The organism is Bacillus sp. CFBP9009 (assembly GCF_036541465.1).
Taxonomy (GTDB): domain Bacteria; phylum Bacillota; class Bacilli; order Bacillales; family DSM-1321; genus Peribacillus.
On the sequence record NZ_JAZHFU010000014.1, the window covers coordinates 48,597 to 66,418 of the forward strand.

Sequence of the window (17,822 nt, forward strand, 5' to 3'; positions counted from 1 at the left end):
TCATTTTTTGAATACTTATCTAATTATAGGAAATATTCTGACTATTCATTTCGAATATCTTTACTATGTTTTTCATTTTCTTTACTTGTTTGGTTTTTATGCTTCTGTATCGCTTATCGATTCCACGACCTTGAATGATGGCTTAAACAACTCTTTCTCGGGAAGCTCCTGATAATCCCTTTCCATATATCCTTTTCTCATCTTTTTAAAATATTGCTGCCCCTTATATTTGATTTCTGTTAAATCAAGATTGGGGATTATTTGATCCTTCATGACCACCTTTCCATTTATGACCGATAATTTAACGTCCCTCCCAGAGCCGCTTACGAACATGGTTCGAATGGGATCATCGATTACCCCCATATGGAAACCGTCCAAGTCAATCGCGATGATATCCGCCTTGGCCCCCGCTGCGATGCGTCCCAGATCGTTCCTGCCAAGAAAAGCGGCCGCATCAAGTGTGGCTGACCGAAAGAAATCGGCAAAGACAGAGCCTTCCGTTTCTCCTTCCGCCAGCCGTGAGAGCATGCTGCCTGTCCTGACGTTCTGGAACATATCCGGAGGGAATGTGTCCGTTCCAAGGGCTATATTGATCCCAGCCCGTTTATATTTAGCGAAAGATTCCAACGCCTCCCCATGCCTCCCGATGATCAGAGGGCAATGAATCACCGTTGTATTCGTTTCAGCAAGCAGCTTCAAGTCATCGCCCTGTCCATATTTCGCTTTACTATATCCTGAAACAAAGTGGGCATGCGGGATCCCTGTTCTTGGACCGAGAAAGCCAAGGTCGTACAAATATCTGATCGGTGTAACATGATGGGCTTCCCAGATGGTGTTGAATTCAAAACTTCCTTGTGCAGCATGAAGCTTTATCGGTACATCCAATTTTTCGCTGTAATATTTAATCTGTTTTAATTGATCTGCAGTTTGAGACTCTATACGTTCTGGAGCAAGCATCCCTCTGATCATGCCTTCATAGGCTCCATCGAGTTTTTCTACAAACTCGACCGCTTTTCGTAACCCCGCTTCACCAGCTTTTTCATCCCAATGCAGTTTAATTTTCCCGTCAGGCTGGACGACTCTCATTCCTGATTGGAAACTCGGGCCAAGGTAAATCCTTAACCCCAATCCAGCGGCATGTTCCGCAGCAGCTGCCAATTCATCATAGGTTTCAGCCCAGCTTTTATAAAAAACGGAAGTAATGGGCATCGCCGTCGTCACGCCATGAAGAATGAGCTGTGAATAAGCATATAGTGATTTAAAGGCTTCTTCTTCCTCAGTCATTAATTCAGGATGTCCGCTTTTTATATATTTCTCTGACCAGAGAAGGTTCTTCTGTCTGTCGGCACCGGCTTCAAAATGTAAAATATCATGGTCAATGTCCCCTAATGCATTTAAATCTATGAACCCGGGACTGATAATGGCATTACCGGCATCCATTACCTCGTCCACTTCTTCTGGATAATTTTTTCCGACATACAGAATCGTGTCTTTTTCATAAACGATCTCTGCGTTTTCCAAAATGACATGATCGCATCCATCATACCCAATTACATATCTTCCTTTAAGCTTGGTTTTCATCTTATTCCCCTTTCACCATCACGGCAGCATCTTCGCGTTCGTCATATCGCTTTTCATCTACATAGGCCCTGGCATGGCCCCAGAAATATTTCGTCGGCTGCATATACTTTTCGAGCCCCGCACGTTTTATCGTTGAAAAGGCCTCCTCATTCGCTTCATCAAGCACTGTACTTTCATGGACCGTCCGTACTTTCCTTCCTTCCATAATCAATTTCCCATCCACGATGACATGCTCCACATCATTCGCCACTGCTTGAAATACAAGCCTGTGAACATGCATGAATTCAGGGGTCAGATGAGGCTGATGCAGATTGACCGTAATGACATCCGCTTTTTTCCCGATCTCAAGGGAGCCTATTTCATCATCCCAGCCAATGCATTTCGCAGCATCTATCGTGATCATTTCCAGTAGCTTGCCTGGAGGTAAATAATAGTAGTCCCTAAGCGCTGCCTGGTGAACAAACTGTGTTTTCCTCATTGCCTGAAACATATCAAAGCTTGTGGAAGGGGAAGTCCCATCCGTGGAGATTGCCACAGTTGTCCCCATCTCCAATAATTCGGTTATCGGGGTACGGGCATGAACCTGGCCAAATCCAGGTGATGCACTGACGTTGGTACCTGTTTCTGCCAGTATTCTTGCCTCATCGAAGGAAATGCCCCGACAATGCTGTAAATGGACATCTGGACCCAATAGGGCGTTTTCCTTATCCTGTATCGCTAAATGAATCATCCCGCCAAAGGCATCTGAGTGAATGCGTGTGTTATATTTTCTGGCAATCTCCCTTATTTTCTTCGCTTGATAAAGGTCATGATCAGTCAGCCCATAAAGCCTGTCCGGAGAGGTGGGATTCGAGGGATCCACTGATGTAACGATGACAAATGGTGTAATGAAGGCTCTCGTGCGGTCTTCATTCGCATGGTTCAGAGCCTCGATTACAGCTTCCGCCCCCTGTAACACTTCTTCATAGGAAACTTCCTTTACCACTCTCTTTCCGTCAACCCACCGGCTGAATGAATGGGGCCATGGAGGGTTGCAAGGACCCGTGCATACCACATCCCTGATTCCCACTTCGGCGTAGGCTTTTGCATGATTGATGGCGAAAATCGGTTCATCGGACCGCGGCATGGATCCTAACACGCTAACCCCAGTTGTCACGCCCGCCTTTAATCTCTCAAGCGAGGATAGCTTTCCTTCGTAATACCAAAAGTCATCCGTAACAAAATGCTTATACGCATTCGTCATGATCGGCATCCAAAAATCAATATTCTCCATTGCAATCGTTTTGAACATGGAATGTCCCCCATGACCATGAACATCTATCAATCCAGGCAATATGCACTGATGGCTGCAATCGATGACTTTAACTGCCTCATACTTCAATTTCAGTTTTTCCGTTGAATCTACGGCTAAAATCCTTCCTTGATGTATGGCGATGGCGCCATCTTGCAGAATACTCCTGTTTTGATCCATGGTTATCACGGTCCCATGGATTAGCAGTAAATCTATCATATTTTCCCCTCCTAATTGAGAAGGCAGCATAACTTCCTTATGCTGCCTTACTTTTGTGATGAATTCCTACTTCACGGTCACGTCATCAAGCATTAAATAATTTGCCGGATTCAGCCAAAGTCCTTTAACCGTTCCGCCATATACGGCCAAGTGTTCATAGTTACGGATAGGAACATATGGAACTTCTTCCCTTTCAATTGCCTGAGCCTTTGAATATAGTTCCTTACGTTTATCTCCATCCGATTCTTTACGTGCACTTTCAATCAATTTATCAACTTCTGGATTGCTATAGAATGAACTATTTCCCGCAGCACCCTGAGATTTGCTATTGAAAAGATTGAATTGATTATAATCTCCATCCCCCGTAGCATTGCCCCAGCCGCCTATCGCTACCTGGTGCTCGCCCTTGGCTGTCGCGTCAATGTAAGCCCCATACTCAAGAACTTGAAGCTTGACCTTAATTCCAATTCCTTTTAACTGGGATTGAATCACCTCGGCCATATTGATCCTTTCCTTACGATCACTCGTCGTCAGTGTAAACTCCAAACCATCCTTGACCCCCGCTTCAGTCAAGAGCTTCTTCGATTCATTAATATCATAGTCGTAGCCTTTTATATCCGGATCATAACCAAACACCTTCGGGCTCATTGTTGAATTTGCCCTCGTACCGACGTCGTTATAAACCCCTTTGATAATGGAATCGACCTCGATGGCATGAGCGACCGCCTTACGGACCCGTACATCATCAAAGGGTTTTTTCTTAACATTGAAGCTTAAGTATTCAACGGCAAGTCCCTCCGTGCGATATAAATCCATCGTGCCTGACGCTTCGATCCTATCAATCTCCGTCACTGGCACTTGATCGGTCACATGTGCTTCACCCGTTTCTATCATTGCAATCCTCGTGGCATCTTCAGGGACAACCTTGAATACCACCCCATCAATCTTAGGCTTATCCCCCCAATAGTCCTTGTTTTTCGAAAGTGCGATTTCTTCACCAGGCTTCCACGATTTAAAAACGAATGGCCCTGTCCCAACGGGGTTTTGAGCCAGTTTGTCACTATTTTCCTTAATCGCTTTAGGGCTGATGATGCTTCCTTCATTACTCACTAAAATCGATAACAGCGGAGCATAAGGATATTTCAGTTTGAATTGTACAGTCGTTTCGTCAACGACTTTAATTTCTTTGATCATTTCCAATTTACCAGCCTGCGGAGAAGCTGTTGCCGGATCCAGTACCCTGTCGAAATTGGTTTTCACCGCTTCGGCATTGAATGGAGCTCCATCATGGAATTTGACTCCCTCCTGCAATTTAAACTCCCAAGTGACATCATCCAGTTGTTTCCACTCTTTTGCGAGCAGCGGTTTAGGGTTCATGTTTTTGTCAGGAACGACCAATGTTTGATAAACCTTTTCATAAACGACGTTTGCAGATGGAATGTCTGTTATGAAATGAGGGTCAAGGGTGGTCGCATCAGATAATCGCGCGACGATCAGCGTTCCTCCTTCCTTCGCTTTTTCTACTGTTTCCTTACTGCCGGATTCTTCTGTTGCACAACCTGATAAAACGGATGAGATGCCTAATAAAGAAGCAAAAAGCAACCCAATCATACCTTTTCTCATTCTATTTCCTCCCTTTTCAACCTGCCTTTGTTTCTCCAAGTAACTTTCAGCTATGAGTACATCGGGCTTACTGTAAATTATAAAAAAAAACCGAATTTTATATTTTCAGAATCTTTACTCATTTTTTAATTATCTTTACTGCTTTTCCGCATCATATTTACTTCAATACCTTTTTTGAATAAATTGAATGAAAGAAAAGGAGGAAATCCAATGAAGCCAGAGGTCGTCATCAATAATACCGAATTGAATGTAAAAGAAAGAAAATCTCCGAAACTAAGACACTGGAAAGCCTTTTATAAAAAATTCAAGCGAAATAAATTGGCATTGGTAGGCGGGTACATCGTACTTTTTTATATTTTATTGGCTATCTTTGCACCTTTGATCTCACCGCAGGATCCCTATGAAATTGATTTAGTCAACAAACTCCAGCCTCCGTCAGCCGAACATTGGATGGGTACAGATGATAAGGGAAGGGATATTTTAAGCAGATTATTATATGGAACACGGCTTTCATTAACGGTTGGATTTGTCTCTGTATTCTTCGGGGCGTTCATTGGCATACTCCTCGGGTTAACAGCTGGTTATTACGGAAGATGGATCGATACCGTCATTATGAGGATTGTCGATGTTCTGCTGGCTTTCCCGGGAATACTGCTTGCTCTTGCCATCATTAGTGCCCTTGGTCCAAGTTTAATCAATGTAATGGTAGCGGTCGGCGTCTTTTCCATACCGATGTTTGCCCGGATTGTACGAGGTTCCACATTGTCAGTCAGGAAGCTGGAATATATCGATGCCATTCGTGCATTGGGAGCAACTGACTTCACGATCATCTGCAAGCATATTTTTCCGAATATTCTATCACCCGTCATCGTTCAAGCCACATTACGTCTAGCAACGGCCATTCTGTCGGCAGCCGGATTATCATTTCTGGGGCTGGGAGCTCAGCCGCCCTCACCAGAATGGGGAGCGATGCTGAGCAGCGGCCGGGATTATTTGTTCAGCGCCCCGCACATCGCTTTGTTTCCGGGGATAGCGATATCAACACTGGTACTTGGTTTCAACATCTTCGGGGATGGACTTAGAGATGCCCTGGATCCAAGAATGAAAAAATAAGGAGGAGAGAAAATGTTCGTATTCATTATCCGACGGGTACTTCAAACCATACCGGTTTTACTGGGAGTAAGTCTTGTTGTATTCCTCATCATGCAAATGGTCCCAGGAGATCCGGCAACACTGCTTGCAGGTGAAGGAGCGACTAAAGAAACGATTGAATCGCTGCGGCATGAGCTTGGCTTGGATCGTCCAATCCTCTATCAGTACGTCGACTATATCCTTCATGCTGTTCAAGGTGACTTTGGAGAATCACTACGCAGCAGCCGCCCTGTTTTGGACGAAATCATGGTCCGCTTGCCCATCACCCTTGAACTGGCACTTGCCAGCATTTTCATAACCGTTGTGCTTGGAATGATCGCAGGAATCATCTCGGCTACCAAGCAATACTCGGCAGCTGACATTTCCATCATGATCGTTGCTTTATTGGGAATCTCGTTACCTAGTTTTTGGCTGGGCCTCATGCTTATCTACTTCTTTTCCGTGAACCTTCATTTGTTTCCGGTTTCAGGTTGGGGAACTTTCAGCCACATGGTTCTCCCAGCCATAACCCTTGGGGCCGGCGGAGCGGCCATCGTTGCCAGGATGACCAGGTCGAGCATGCTTGAAGTCGTTCGCCAGGACTACATCCGGACCGCAAGAGCCAAGGGATTAAAAGAATATATCATCATTTATAAACACGGCCTGAAAAATGCGCTTATCCCCGTCATTACAGTCGTTGGCCTCCAGTTCGGTGCACTCCTTGGCGGCACAGTATTGACAGAGTCCGTTTTTGCCATCAATGGACTGGGGAGATTGATAGTCGATGCAATCAGAACGAGGGATTTGCCGATGGTCCAAGGCGGGGTCCTCATCGCTTCCGTTATCTTCGTATTCATGAATTTAGCAGTGGATGTCCTCTATCGATACTTTAACAAAAGAATAGACTTGAACTAAGGAGGTATGATGATGAAACAGGATGATGATAAAATACTGGAGGTAAAAAATCTGCAGACCTACTTTTTCACTGATGAAGGAACGAGTAAAGCAGTCAATGGAATCAGTTTCTCCCTCAATAAAGGGGAAACGCTTGGAATCGTCGGGGAGTCGGGAAGCGGGAAAAGCATAACATCACTATCATTGTTAAGGCTCATTCCATCGCCACCCGGTAAGATTGCCGGTGGCAGCATCCTTTTTAAAGGGGAGGATCTGCTTACGAAGTCTGAAAAACAGATGCGGTCCATACGCGGTAATGAAATTTCGATGATATTTCAGGAGCCGATGACATCATTGAATCCCGTATATCCAGCGGGCGAGCAAATTGCAGAAGCGATCAGGCTCCATCAAAAGCTGGGAAAAAAGGAAGCATGGAATAAAGCGGTCGACATGCTACGGCTCGTCGGGATCCCCTCACCTGAAAAAAGGGCAAAACAGGAGCCGCATGAGCTAAGCGGCGGAATGAGGCAAAGGGTCATGATTGCCATGGCACTTGCCTGCCACCCTGAGGTTTTAATAGCGGATGAACCTACAACAGCACTGGATGTGACGATCCAAGCCCAAATCCTCGAACTGATCAAGACGCTGCAAAAGGATTTCGGTACGGCTGTCATTTTGATTACTCATGATTTGGGAGTCGTATATGAAACCTGTGATCGGGTTGCTGTCATGTACGCAGGGAAAATCGTTGAATACACTTTGGCCAAGGAAATATTCACAAACCCAAAACATCCTTACACCATCGGTTTATTAAACTCCCTTCCGCGTCTTGACATGGACCAGGAAGAACTGACTACAATTCCAGGGACCGTTCCAAGTCCTTACAACATGCCCAAGGGATGCAGCTTCGCTCCCCGCTGTGCACATGCGAAGAGCATTTGTGAACAAGCCGTACCGGATCTCCAGGCTATCGGCCCAAGCACCGAGGTCAGCTGCTGGATGTTCACCCCCCAATGGGAGAAGGAATATGACGCTCAAGAGAAGGTAGGGGTTTAATGAAGGGTGTACCAGCTGCAGAGAAAAAAGTTCTGCTTAAAGTGGATCAATTGAAACAATATTTTCCGATCAAGGGCGGATTTTTCGGAAGAACCATCAATCATGTAAAAGCCGTTGATGACATTACATTCGATATCAAACAGGGTGAAACCTTAAGCATAGTCGGCGAATCCGGCTGCGGAAAATCGACTACCGGCAGGGCAATCCTTAGATTGGATGATCCGACAAGCGGGAGCATTCACTTTCAGGATAAGGATTTACTGAGTTTAGGAAAAAAAGAAATGAGGCGTACCAGGAAGGATCTGCAAGTTATTTTTCAAGATCCATTTGCCTCCCTTAACCCGAGACAGACTATCGGCCAAATTCTCGGAGAAGCTTTAGCGATACAAAATGTAGTCCCTAAAGAAAAACGAAAGAGCAGGATCGAAGAATTATTGGGACATGTCGGGCTGAGACCTGAATCCATGGAAAGATACCCGCATGAATTCAGCGGCGGCCAGAGACAGCGGATCGGCATTGCGCGGGCTCTTGCAGTGGACCCAAAATTGATCATATGTGACGAAGCTGTTTCTGCACTGGATGTCTCCATTCAAGCGCAAGTGCTGAATTTATTAAAATCCTTACAGCGCCAGTTCGACCTTACCTTTCTTTTCATATCACATGATTTAGGTGTGGTCAGACATATCTCGGATCGGGTGATGGTCATGTATCTCGGAAAGATAGTCGAGATAGCCGATAAAAAGTCCATTTTCGAACAGCCCCAGCATCCATATACAAGGGCATTGCTATCGGCCATCCCAGTACCGAATCCTGTGCATGAAAGAGAACGGATCCTATTGACGGGTGATGTACCCTCACCCATCGACCCTCCAAATGGCTGCCGCTTCCATACACGGTGCCCTTTTGTACAGGATATCTGCAAAACACAGCTACCCGAACTGAAACGATCTGCACAAAATCATCAAGTGGCTTGTCACATTGTGTCATAAGCTGTAGATTTCCGGAGGGGTCTTTAGTATGATACTAATAAACAGAATAATTCAAGTTATTTAAAAATATAACCAGCAGAGGTTCTCCATGCTAAGTTACGAGGGATTCACCTTAATTATCATGCTCTTCATTTTAGCTCCCATCATGGGAGCTATCGCTCTTTTATTTCTATTCATATTCGAGAAAAGGTTCGACCTTCTTGAAAATAAAAACAAAGAGATCCGCCTGGAGCAAGCACTGCAAGAAGCACAATATAATAAATTGAACCAGCAGATCCAGCCGCACTTTTTGTTTAATACACTGAATGTCATTCTGGGCTTGGCCCGCCTGAACAGGACGGCAGAATTGATCCGGGCCTTAGAGGCTTTTTCGCAATTCCTGAAATTCAAGTATAAAGCAACGGAACCATTGATCCCCCTTTCCCAGGAAATCCAGTATACCCAGCATTATCTCGACATCCAGACCCTTCGCTTCGGTGATCGGCTCAAGATTGATATGGAGTGCCTGGAACCGTTATCAACCGCACTGGTCCCCCCCTTCATTCTCCAGACACTGGTGGAGAATTCATTTAAACACGGGTTGGAAAAAAAAGTCGGTGAAGCCCTGCTGCATATCCGGTTCTATCTGGAATCGCAGATGGTGTATCTGGAAGTGGCGGACAATGGATTGTTGGGAAATGAATCTTCCGTTACGGACGAAGGCGGCCATGGCCTTGATAATATCCAAAAACGTTTATATTTGTATTTCAATGACCGTGCACAATTGAATATAGCTTCCAATGAATCGGGAACAAAGGTAGAGGTATCATGGCCACTGGTTTTTGATAGGAAAATGGAGGAGGCGGAGAAATGAATGTATTATTAGTTGATGACGAGCCATTGGTCCTTGAACAAATGGAATATATGATTCAGTCCATATACCCTTTTTGGAAATTTCACAAAGCTGCTGATGCCTGTCAGGCACTGACCCTCAATCAAAATCATAAAATCAACCTCGCTTTCCTGGATATTAACCTGCCGGGGCGATCGGGTCTTGAATTTGGTGAAGACTTAAGGGTGCTGAACAAAGATGTCGAAATCATCATGGTGACCGCGCATCAAAGTTTCGATTATGCCCAGCAATCCATCAGGATAGGCGTCGTTGATTATTTAACGAAACCTGTAATAGAAAGTGATTTGCATAAAGTCCTGGCCAAGTATGATAAAAGGGAATCTTCCCATAACTATTCAACCCTAATTCACCATTCACTTTCATTCATTCATGAAAACTATGCCGAAAAACTCTCCCTTTCTGACATCGCCCGTGAAGTGCATACCAATCCGACTTATTTAAGCAGGAAATTCCATGAAGAAGTCGGCACTTCGTTTTCGGAATATTTAATGCACTATAGAATAAAGGCCGCAAAAAGGACCTTAACCAATAACACCAGCTGGAGCATATCAGACGTCGCTGAAAAATCGGGTTTCAATAGCCAGCATTATTTCAGCACTTTATTCCGGAAGATAGAGGGAATCACGCCCAAGGAGTTCCGCGAGAAAGGAAAATGAAGATTGCGATCACGTACATTTCAAGAATACGTACAAGGCCCCATTCAAATCGGGATGGGCTTAGGGATCATCTCCCTCTTGGCACGCTGGGTGACAGGCACCACAATATTATCCTCCCCCGAATCGATGGTGAAGTATGGAGTTTTCGGAGGGATCGGATACGCCCTGATGGGAGCGATCGCCCTGTTCATGTTCAGCTTCATCGGGAAGAGGGTCCGGCAGGATTTCCCCGTGGGCTTGACCATGGGGGACTATTTGAAAGCAAGGCTAAATCCGCTAGGCTATTGGATATTGATCGTGATTCTGGTCATAACCAATCTACACATTCTATTCATTCAGGGAATGGCCGCGTCCACCCTATGTCAGTTTCTTTTCGATACCCCGCTCTATGTCGGGCTGTTCTTTTTTTTCGCTTTCTGTGTCCTTTATGCTGGATTCGGCGGGTTAAAGCTCATTCATGGATTCGCAGCTTTTCAGGTCATTTCCATGTTTGCCGCAGTTATCTTGATTCCTTTATACTTTTTCGTCAAGGAAGGGATTCAGCCCGTTTATGATGGGATTCGTTTATACCATCCATACATGCTCGTCATCAATAAGTATGATCTTTGGAGTTTTCTTTTTGCAGGACTCCTTGTCGGGTTCGGCCAGTTTTTCTTTGACCTGACTTCGTGGCAGCGATTATTCATGATAGAGATGAAAAAGGTTCGATTGACATTCTCTTTATCAGGCCTCATATGGATCATATTCCCGCTCTCCTTTTCATCCCTGTTCATCATGGTAATCTTTACGGGCGGCTTCACTGATATACACTCGATTCTGGCTGGATTGGCAAATAAAATAACGACACCATTCTTTTTCATCCTTTTTGTGCTCTGCGCGTTCAGTGCAATCACTTCAACATTCGGTGCCTGCCTGCATTCATTGGTAAGCCTGATCGTAGCCAATATACTTGAACCATTACAAACAAAAAAAAGCGACCAGCAAAAAATAAGGATGGCCTGCCTGCTTTCGATCTGTATTGGAGGATTGGTTTTCGTTGCTACACTCTTCTATTCTCCAAACCTATTGGAGCTCTTATTTTATTCAGGCAATATATACTCGGCATTGCTGGCTCCGATCCTGGTTATCGTATTCAGTAAAGGAAAAGTCGCTGATTACATACCGATAAGCGCGGTCCTGGCGATTGTGGCTTCATACATCATCCAGCCTCATGTAAGCGAATTCCAAAGCATATGGTTCAGCGGATTGGCTTCATTGACGATCCTGGTGATTTGTACGATCCTTACCCTCATCAAAAACAAATGGAGGATCGTGAAAACAAAACCATGAATACGGCCAACCCCATTCATTATGCATGAATGGGGTTCTTCTTTAATCCCGTAAAAACTTAGCTAGCCACCTTCCTGAAATACCGATAAACCTTTTCTAGCTTTTTCGTTTGTTTCCCCTTTGGGCTTTCCATATTACCGAATTCGAAAAACTTCACTTTCTTGATCCCGACAAAATTGAATAGTGCTCTTTTCATCAATATTTTATGCGCATCATTCAACCAGAGAAGCGGATACTTTGCAGGTCCCTTCATCGTGGACACACATACGACCGACTTTCCTTTCAGAAGTCCTTCCGGGAACAAGCCCTTTTTATCCCTGTAGGCAAAATTCGCAGAAAATAATTGATCGATGTATCCCATCAGCATGGCCGGTGGCCTCCCCCACCAGATCGGATAGACAAAGACAATTTTGTCGGCCCAAGTAATTTGATTTCTATATTTTTCAAGCTGAGGATCACGATGCATATCACGCCTTCGTTTATGCTCATTGAACTCCAAGAGCGGATTGAAGCCCTCTTCATATAAATCCAAGACCTGCAGCCCCTTTATGTTCGGGTTCTCCTTACTTCCCTTGACGACTTTTTCTAAAAAAGCATGGCTTAGGCTTTTATGATTTGGATATGTGTAGATGACCAGCATGTTCATGACGTACCCCCCTATTTACTTATCATTTGATAACAATCATATAACACCATCTTTTTTATTGTCAAATGATAATTGTATTTTGATAATATTTTTGATATCTTCTCAGTAAGAGGTGAAAGTTATGGACAAAAAAGCTCTTTTTGAAAAAATGGTCACATTTACAACTTCCGTACATCAAGTGACACATGAATTGACCCAAAACGCCAAATCCGATTCCATCACGCCGGTACAATATAAAATTCTTGAATATATAACCGTCAGTCAGCCTGTCACACCAAGTGAAATCAGTGACTGTCATCATATCTCCATGCCTAACACGAGCCGTGAACTGAAAAAATTAAGCGAAAAGAATTTAATTGAAAAAATAAGTGATTCGGAAGATAGACGGAAACAATACATCCGCCTCTCCAAAGAAGGGGAAATGATGATGAACGAGGCTTTTGCAATCGTGGAATCCCGTTTCCTAAGCCGGCTGCAACATGCATCAAAGGAAGATTTAGCGGAGATTGACCGTGCCTTGGACATTCTTCAAACAAAACTTTTTTACTGATGAACACAAAAAGGGCTCCCGCAATTGAAGTTGACGAAGAATCGACTTCAATCGCGGGAGCTCTTACATTATCTCCATGCATGTTTTATGATCAGGTACCGCAAAAAGTCCGGTAAGGTTTTGTTGACTCAGGCAGTGCGGCGTATTCTGCTTGTTTTTCGCAGTGTGCATAAGGATTTGCAAGAACATCCAACAGCCGTTCCATCACGCTGTAGTCCTCTTGTTCCACTGCTGCCTCCAACGCCTCTTCCACCCGGTGGTTCCGTGGAATCACTGCAGGATTGCTGTTCTGCATCAACTGATTCGAAGACTCTTTCGATTCCTTCTGCCTCCCTAGCCTAGCCTGCCAAAGCTCCTGCCACTGGGCGAATTCCGGTGTCCCGAAAAGGACCGTATCCTCCTTTTTATCAAAGGTCAGAGCCCGGAATGTATTGGTATAGTCGGCACCATGCTTCTTCATCATACTGAGGATGCCATTAATAAGGGCTTCATCCTGAGTCTCTTCGTTGAATATCCCCAGTTTCGCCCTCATTCCCGTTAACCAATTGGAGTGATACAGATCATTAAAAACGGAAATCTTATCTTGGGCCAGTGTAACGGCCTGATCCTCGTCATCATGCAACAGCGGCAATAGGGATTCAGCGAATCGCGCAAGATTCCACCCCCCAATTACCGGCTGGTTACCATAGGCATAGCGGCCTTGCCTATCAATTGAACTGAATACGGTTGCAGGGTCATAGGCATCCATGAAGGCGCAAGGGCCATAATCGATGGTTTCCCCGCTGATCGTCATGTTGTCGGTGTTCATCACTCCATGAATGAAGCCGACCAGCTGCCATTGGGCAATGAGCTCAGCCTGACGCTTGACCACTTCCTGCAGCAGCGAAAGGTAACGGCTTTCATCTGCTTCAATGTCTGGAAAATGACGCTCAATTGCATAGTCGGCAAGTGTCCGGAGCTCCTCGATCGTGCCCCATTTTGCAGCGAATTGAAAAGTTCCGACACGAAGATGACTCGAAGCCACACGGGTCATGATGGCACCAGGCAGCCCAGTTTCACGGATTACCGTTTCACCGGTCGTCACCACTGCCAGACTTCGGGTGGTAGGAATGCCGAGCCCGTGCATCGCCTCGCTGATGATGTATTCGCGCAGCATCGGTCCAAGTGCAGCCCGGCCATCGCCCCCGCGGGAATATGGCGTTCTTCCTGGACCCTTCAGCTGGATATCGACCCTCCCGCCTTCTGGCAACACCTGCTCGCCAAGCAATATCGCCCGGCCGTCCCCTAACATGTTAAAATGACCGAATTGATGCCCCGCATATGCTTGGGCAAGAGGCGAAGCACCTTCCGGGATCTCGTTTCCGGCAAACACCGCCACACCATCCTCGCTTTGCAGCGACTTCACATCCAAACCAAGAGAATCCGCCAAACTCTCATTGAGAATGATCAACTCCGGTGAACGTACAGGAGTCGGTTTCGTGCTCGTGAAAAACTTTTCCGGTAGACGTGCATAGCTATTGTCTAAATTCCATCCTGTTTCATTAGTCATGGTTTCTCCTTTTCTTATTTTGACTTTTTATAAAAGCTATTTCGCTCAAGATTCAGTTAAAACACGCGATAAAACTAAGTTGCAGTCCATTTTTTAATGTCTGCTTCTAACAATTAATTATACCTTTTTTGCATAAAAATGGCTCTTTTAAAGTCGTGTTAAATCCATGACGCCCCAGGATTTCATAAAACGATTGCGGTCCTTAGAATGAAAGAAAGCAGGTACCCTTAATGGGTTCCTGCTTCTTTTACTTAGAATATCTTTGTTGATGATCATTGTTCCGCTTTTGCATTGGTACGGTTTAGTGTGAGCATTCAGAAATTAAGAAGACGGAGAAAACTATGATTTCCTTTAAAATGCGCAGCAATTTTTTATCATTTCATTTATAGGTTCTTTTTGAAATTCCAGTTGATAGTATGAAAATTTCACACCTGGATTTATATTTAAAATACACTCTACCTAAAAAAGGGATATCTCATTCGAAAATGGAGTTATCCGGTTAATAGAGCCAACAGGCCAAGTAAATAAGGACATTAAATCCTAATACAAATTAACTAGTGATTGAACAATTCTTTATATACTGGTACCCAATAAAAAGAATAGCACCAATTAAACCTAATTGAAAGGAGATACTCCATATTAACGAAGGGTAATTTAAATCAGGAACAATTATATAACTCCCTTCAATTAAATTAGAGAAAGTTAGAGCTAAAATACCTTTCTGATTATAAACAATTAAATATTTAAGTAATTCCTCATTAATGTGACTATAGATTGCGGGTTCAAAAAAACTGATAAAGAACACTATCAATACACTATACATAACATTTTTAGTTATAAGAGAAAGAACAAACGCTAGTTCTCCCCAAAAAAAACAAATTAGACTAACTACGAAAATTTGTGTAAACACTTGAATACTAAATATTTGTCCAGGCGCCCCTATATAAATATGCAATACTAAACTAAGAAAAGTAGTCAAAACAGTTAGAAAAAAACTAACTAGTAAAATATATAATGATTTATAGTAAAATGACTTAATTCTACTATAAGAACCGATAAGTAAATGTAAAGTATTCCATGAATACTCCTCATAACTAAGAAAAGCACCTAAAATAATAAATGATAGTGTACCGAAAACCGTTAGCGATAATAAGAAAACTGAACTTAGATAACTAGGAATCTTTAATTCAACATATGGAAATGGATCAAAAACTATATAAATCATAAATAAAAAGGTTAGACCTAGACTAATCCATAGCAGAATATTATTCTTTATCTTTATAGATTCTGCTTTTAACCAGTTATTCATTATTAATCTCATCCCCATTAAAAATAATCATTGCATCATGTTTCCCACCATTTAAAACTAATTTGATATTTCCTACTCCAGAAATTGATTTAAATGAACGAATTGCATCTCCTTTTATTATTTCGGTGAACACCTTTTTTCCATTTGAATTAATTACTATACATTCTATTTCACTACCAGATTGAACGTTCTTTATTGAAATAGTATTATCTTCTTTTAAAAGAGTTTTTATATCAAGCGTTTTCTCTTTTCGAAGGTTGCCAGAGATACTCATATCAGCTACTAAATCTTCAGAATCTTTTAAATATGTTGTATTAATTTCAATTCCGTCCGTAGCCATTGTTTCTGTATCTACTGACAAAATATTTATCAAGATTAGACCAAGCAGAAAAATTGCACCTATTACCAATATAATTTTTTTCATAATTAATATCCCCTATGCCTTGAAGTCTCTTTTTACAACAATTATTATATTAATAATCAAAATAGATAAAATAATTGCCGTAATTATAAACACACTACTTCCATAAGAAATTGACGTTAAATTGCTAAATTGGATTTGCGGATCACCTGCCATATTTTTAAATGAATGACCTATTAAGGACGCATAATATTCATTCAAAGTAAAATATTTTAGCATCGGTATATAGAGGGAAAATCGTTCGAGCAATATAGGAAAAACTATTGCAAATAAAATTCCACCATATACTCTTTTAGTAAATGTAGCCCCTAAAAACCCAATCATAGATGAACATAAAAGAATAATATAACAGCAAAAAAATTGTGGAAAAAGCATTTTCCACTCAATATAAAAAGGCTGTTGATTATCTACAAAAAAACCCTCCAACACTCCAAGGCAAATCATAAATATAACTAAGCACATTATCCCTAATAATAATGTTTTTATTTTGATAACTATCGATTGAATTCTGCCCATATTTATAATCACATAAACATTTGTATTGTGCTTATAATCAATTCCTGAAATATAAGCACCTAAGACTGATCCTGGAATAAAACCTACCAATGATAACAGTAATAAATTAAACGAACTCATATATTGCATAGACAACAACCCTGGTGTGTAATATCCCGATTCACTATTAAATGCTTTCTGGAAAAACATAAGTAAGAAAAAAACAAAAAATAAGCAGATTATAGAGATGAGTTCGGTTGATCTTTTTAATTTTAAAATTTCACCTTTTACTTTCTTACTATTCATCATTATTACCACCAGCATACAGATGGAATCTGTCAACAAGTGATTTCTTTTTTAAATTATAAGAGATAGGGTATATGTCTTCTTCATTCAATACTCTTAAGTAATGCATATAATCTACCTTCAACGGAATCACCAAAATATTACCATGTTGGTTATACAAATATCCTTTTTTTACGAGTGCAGTTTTTGCTTTTTCAATTTCTTCAATTCTTATTTCAATATTAAGTATCCCTTCAGTAAGAGAAGTCATTTCACCACTATCAGCAAGTAAACCCTTGTTAAGGATAATGTAGTCAGTTAAAACATCCTCCATTTGAAGAATAGAATGACTAGAAAGTAATATGGTTTTCCCTTGATTCTTTAATTCTAGGATCATATTTTTCAGCCATAAAACTCCATCTAAATCTAATCCATTTGTTGGTTCATCTAGAATAAGAAGCTCTCTATCGTTAGCTAGTACAATCATAGCTACTTGTAATCTTCTCTTCATTCCCAAAGAAAAATCATTGACCTTTTTTCTAGTATCTTGAATTGAAACTATTTTTAATATTTTTGAAATTTGACCACTTTTAGGGGAATTACCTTCTTGTAATATGGAGATTTCCAAGTTTTCTCTAGCACTTAATTTGGGATAAAGAGCAATATTCTCTGATAAAAAGCCAACTTTCTTTTGCCCCCCTTTTGGGACTTCTCCTAAAACTTTGATTGATCCAGCTGAAGGAAAAATTAGTCCTGTAATTAGTTTATTTAGCGTTGTTTTACCCGCCCCATTTTTGCCTAATAATCCGACAACTTTTCCTTTGTTTATTTCTAAGTTTATACCATTTAAAGCGCTAGTATTTTTATATTCCTTACTTAAATTATTCACTTCTATTGTCTTCATAA

At 42.2% G+C, this 17,822-nt stretch carries 17 protein-coding genes; 8 read left to right on the forward strand and 9 right to left on the reverse strand.

The features are described 5' to 3' along the window. Positions 1 to 96: 96 nt before the first annotated feature. The 3 genes from V3595_RS22835 to V3595_RS22845 all read right to left on the reverse strand — a co-directional run bounded on the left by V3595_RS22835 (position 97) and on the right by V3595_RS22845 (position 4,714). Positions 97 to 1,581: a chlorohydrolase family protein gene (locus tag V3595_RS22835; RefSeq protein ID WP_485909823.1), complete on the reverse strand. Its 1,485-nt coding sequence runs from the start codon at positions 1,579 to 1,581 to the stop codon at positions 97 to 99. 1 nt (position 1,582) lies between these two features. Then, positions 1,583 to 3,091: an amidohydrolase family protein gene (locus V3595_RS22840; RefSeq protein WP_485909825.1), complete on the reverse strand. Its 1,509-nt coding sequence runs from the start codon at positions 3,089 to 3,091 to the stop codon at positions 1,583 to 1,585. Between the two features lie 66 nt (positions 3,092 to 3,157). After that, a complete protein-coding gene (locus V3595_RS22845) occupies positions 3,158 to 4,714 on the reverse strand; it encodes a glutathione ABC transporter substrate-binding protein (protein WP_485909827.1) in 1,557 nt (518 codons plus the stop codon). A 210-nt stretch (positions 4,715 to 4,924) separates the two neighbouring features. On the opposite strand from V3595_RS22845, the gene nikC reads away from it, so the two are divergent. From nikC to V3595_RS22880, 7 genes are all read left to right on the forward strand, one after another. After that, positions 4,925 to 5,827 (forward strand): nickel transporter permease, encoded by a 903-nt coding sequence (gene nikC, locus V3595_RS22850; RefSeq protein WP_485909829.1) that lies wholly within the window; start codon positions 4,925 to 4,927, stop codon positions 5,825 to 5,827. A 12-nt stretch (positions 5,828 to 5,839) separates the two neighbouring features. Next, complete coding sequence (gene nikB / locus V3595_RS22855; RefSeq protein ID WP_387549037.1) at positions 5,840 to 6,760, forward strand: nickel ABC transporter permease; 921 nt, start codon at positions 5,840 to 5,842, stop codon at positions 6,758 to 6,760. Positions 6,761 to 6,772: 12 nt separating this feature from the next. Beyond that, complete coding sequence (locus tag V3595_RS22860; protein WP_485909832.1) at positions 6,773 to 7,795, forward strand: ABC transporter ATP-binding protein; 1,023 nt, start codon at positions 6,773 to 6,775, stop codon at positions 7,793 to 7,795. Next, the gene (locus V3595_RS22865) at positions 7,795 to 8,784 is read left to right on the forward strand and encodes an ABC transporter ATP-binding protein (protein ID WP_485909834.1); all 990 of its coding nucleotides are present in this window, start codon (positions 7,795 to 7,797) and stop codon (positions 8,782 to 8,784) included. Before V3595_RS22860 ends, V3595_RS22865 begins: the two co-directional genes overlap by 1 nt. Positions 8,785 to 8,872: 88 nt before the next feature. Next, positions 8,873 to 9,637 (forward strand): sensor histidine kinase, encoded by a 765-nt coding sequence (locus V3595_RS22870; RefSeq protein ID WP_485909836.1) that lies wholly within the window; start codon positions 8,873 to 8,875, stop codon positions 9,635 to 9,637. Beyond that, entirely contained in the window at positions 9,634 to 10,332 is a 699-nt protein-coding gene (locus V3595_RS22875; RefSeq protein ID WP_485909838.1) for a response regulator transcription factor, read from the forward strand. Before V3595_RS22870 ends, V3595_RS22875 begins: the two co-directional genes overlap by 4 nt. Before the next feature lie 3 nt (positions 10,333 to 10,335). After that, positions 10,336 to 11,661 carry a transporter gene (locus tag V3595_RS22880; RefSeq protein ID WP_340877553.1) on the forward strand — a complete coding sequence of 442 codons (1,326 nt, stop codon included), beginning with the start codon at positions 10,336 to 10,338 and terminating at the stop codon, positions 11,659 to 11,661. Positions 11,662 to 11,719: 58 nt separating this feature from the next. On the opposite strand, the gene V3595_RS22885 is transcribed toward V3595_RS22880, so the two are convergent. Next, positions 11,720 to 12,307: an NAD(P)H-dependent oxidoreductase gene (locus tag V3595_RS22885; RefSeq protein WP_485909841.1), complete on the reverse strand. Its 588-nt coding sequence runs from the start codon at positions 12,305 to 12,307 to the stop codon at positions 11,720 to 11,722. 121 nt (positions 12,308 to 12,428) lie between these two features. On the opposite strand from V3595_RS22885, the gene V3595_RS22890 reads away from it, so the two are divergent. Beyond that, entirely contained in the window at positions 12,429 to 12,857 is a 429-nt protein-coding gene (locus V3595_RS22890; RefSeq protein ID WP_340877555.1) for a MarR family winged helix-turn-helix transcriptional regulator, read from the forward strand. Between the two features lie 91 nt (positions 12,858 to 12,948). On the opposite strand, the gene V3595_RS22895 is transcribed toward V3595_RS22890, so the two are convergent. The 5 genes from V3595_RS22895 to V3595_RS22915 form a co-directional block, all read right to left on the reverse strand. Further along, positions 12,949 to 14,406 carry a protein adenylyltransferase SelO gene (locus V3595_RS22895; RefSeq protein ID WP_485909843.1) on the reverse strand — a complete coding sequence of 486 codons (1,458 nt, stop codon included), beginning with the start codon at positions 14,404 to 14,406 and terminating at the stop codon, positions 12,949 to 12,951. A gap of 550 nt (positions 14,407 to 14,956) precedes the next feature. Next, positions 14,957 to 15,715, reverse strand: a complete 759-nt coding sequence (locus tag V3595_RS22900; RefSeq protein ID WP_485909845.1) for an ABC transporter permease — start codon at positions 15,713 to 15,715, stop codon at positions 14,957 to 14,959. Next, positions 15,708 to 16,139 carry a hypothetical protein gene (locus V3595_RS22905; RefSeq protein ID WP_485909846.1) on the reverse strand — a complete coding sequence of 144 codons (432 nt, stop codon included), beginning with the start codon at positions 16,137 to 16,139 and terminating at the stop codon, positions 15,708 to 15,710. The genes V3595_RS22900 and V3595_RS22905 overlap by 8 nt, the downstream gene beginning before the upstream one ends. A gap of 12 nt (positions 16,140 to 16,151) precedes the next feature. Continuing rightward, positions 16,152 to 16,937, reverse strand: coding sequence for a hypothetical protein (locus V3595_RS22910; protein WP_485909848.1), 786 nt, complete (start codon positions 16,935 to 16,937; stop codon positions 16,152 to 16,154). Next, on the reverse strand, positions 16,930 to 17,820 hold the full coding sequence (locus V3595_RS22915) for an ABC transporter ATP-binding protein (RefSeq protein WP_485909850.1): 891 nt from the start codon (positions 17,818 to 17,820) through the stop codon (positions 16,930 to 16,932). The genes V3595_RS22910 and V3595_RS22915 overlap by 8 nt, the downstream gene beginning before the upstream one ends. Positions 17,821 to 17,822: the final 2 nt, after the last annotated feature.

Excerpts from the sequence above, each read along its gene's own strand:
- nikC (WP_485909829.1), top strand. The coding sequence starts at position 4,925 with ATGAAGCCAGAGGTCGTCATCAATAATACCGAATTGAATGTAAAAGAA.
- V3595_RS22885 (WP_485909841.1), bottom strand. The coding sequence starts at position 12,307 with ATGAACATGCTGGTCATCTACACATATCCAAATCATAAAAGCCTAAGC.
- V3595_RS22865 (WP_485909834.1), top strand. The coding sequence starts at position 7,795 with ATGAAGGGTGTACCAGCTGCAGAGAAAAAAGTTCTGCTTAAAGTGGAT.
- V3595_RS22890 (WP_340877555.1), top strand. The coding sequence starts at position 12,429 with ATGGACAAAAAAGCTCTTTTTGAAAAAATGGTCACATTTACAACTTCC.
- V3595_RS22905 (WP_485909846.1), bottom strand. The coding sequence starts at position 16,139 with ATGAAAAAAATTATATTGGTAATAGGTGCAATTTTTCTGCTTGGTCTA.
- V3595_RS22835 (WP_485909823.1), bottom strand. The coding sequence starts at position 1,581 with ATGAAAACCAAGCTTAAAGGAAGATATGTAATTGGGTATGATGGATGC.
- V3595_RS22860 (WP_485909832.1), top strand. The coding sequence starts at position 6,773 with ATGAAACAGGATGATGATAAAATACTGGAGGTAAAAAATCTGCAGACC.
- V3595_RS22870 (WP_485909836.1), top strand. The coding sequence starts at position 8,873 with ATGCTAAGTTACGAGGGATTCACCTTAATTATCATGCTCTTCATTTTA.
- V3595_RS22900 (WP_485909845.1), bottom strand. The coding sequence starts at position 15,715 with ATGAATAACTGGTTAAAAGCAGAATCTATAAAGATAAAGAATAATATT.
- V3595_RS22910 (WP_485909848.1), bottom strand. The coding sequence starts at position 16,937 with ATGAATAGTAAGAAAGTAAAAGGTGAAATTTTAAAATTAAAAAGATCA.
- V3595_RS22895 (WP_485909843.1), bottom strand. The coding sequence starts at position 14,406 with ATGACTAATGAAACAGGATGGAATTTAGACAATAGCTATGCACGTCTA.
- V3595_RS22845 (WP_485909827.1), bottom strand. The coding sequence starts at position 4,714 with ATGAGAAAAGGTATGATTGGGTTGCTTTTTGCTTCTTTATTAGGCATC.
- V3595_RS22915 (WP_485909850.1), bottom strand. The coding sequence starts at position 17,820 with ATGAAGACAATAGAAGTGAATAATTTAAGTAAGGAATATAAAAATACT.
- V3595_RS22875 (WP_485909838.1), top strand. The coding sequence starts at position 9,634 with ATGAATGTATTATTAGTTGATGACGAGCCATTGGTCCTTGAACAAATG.
- V3595_RS22840 (WP_485909825.1), bottom strand. The coding sequence starts at position 3,091 with ATGATAGATTTACTGCTAATCCATGGGACCGTGATAACCATGGATCAA.
- nikB (WP_387549037.1), top strand. The coding sequence starts at position 5,840 with ATGTTCGTATTCATTATCCGACGGGTACTTCAAACCATACCGGTTTTA.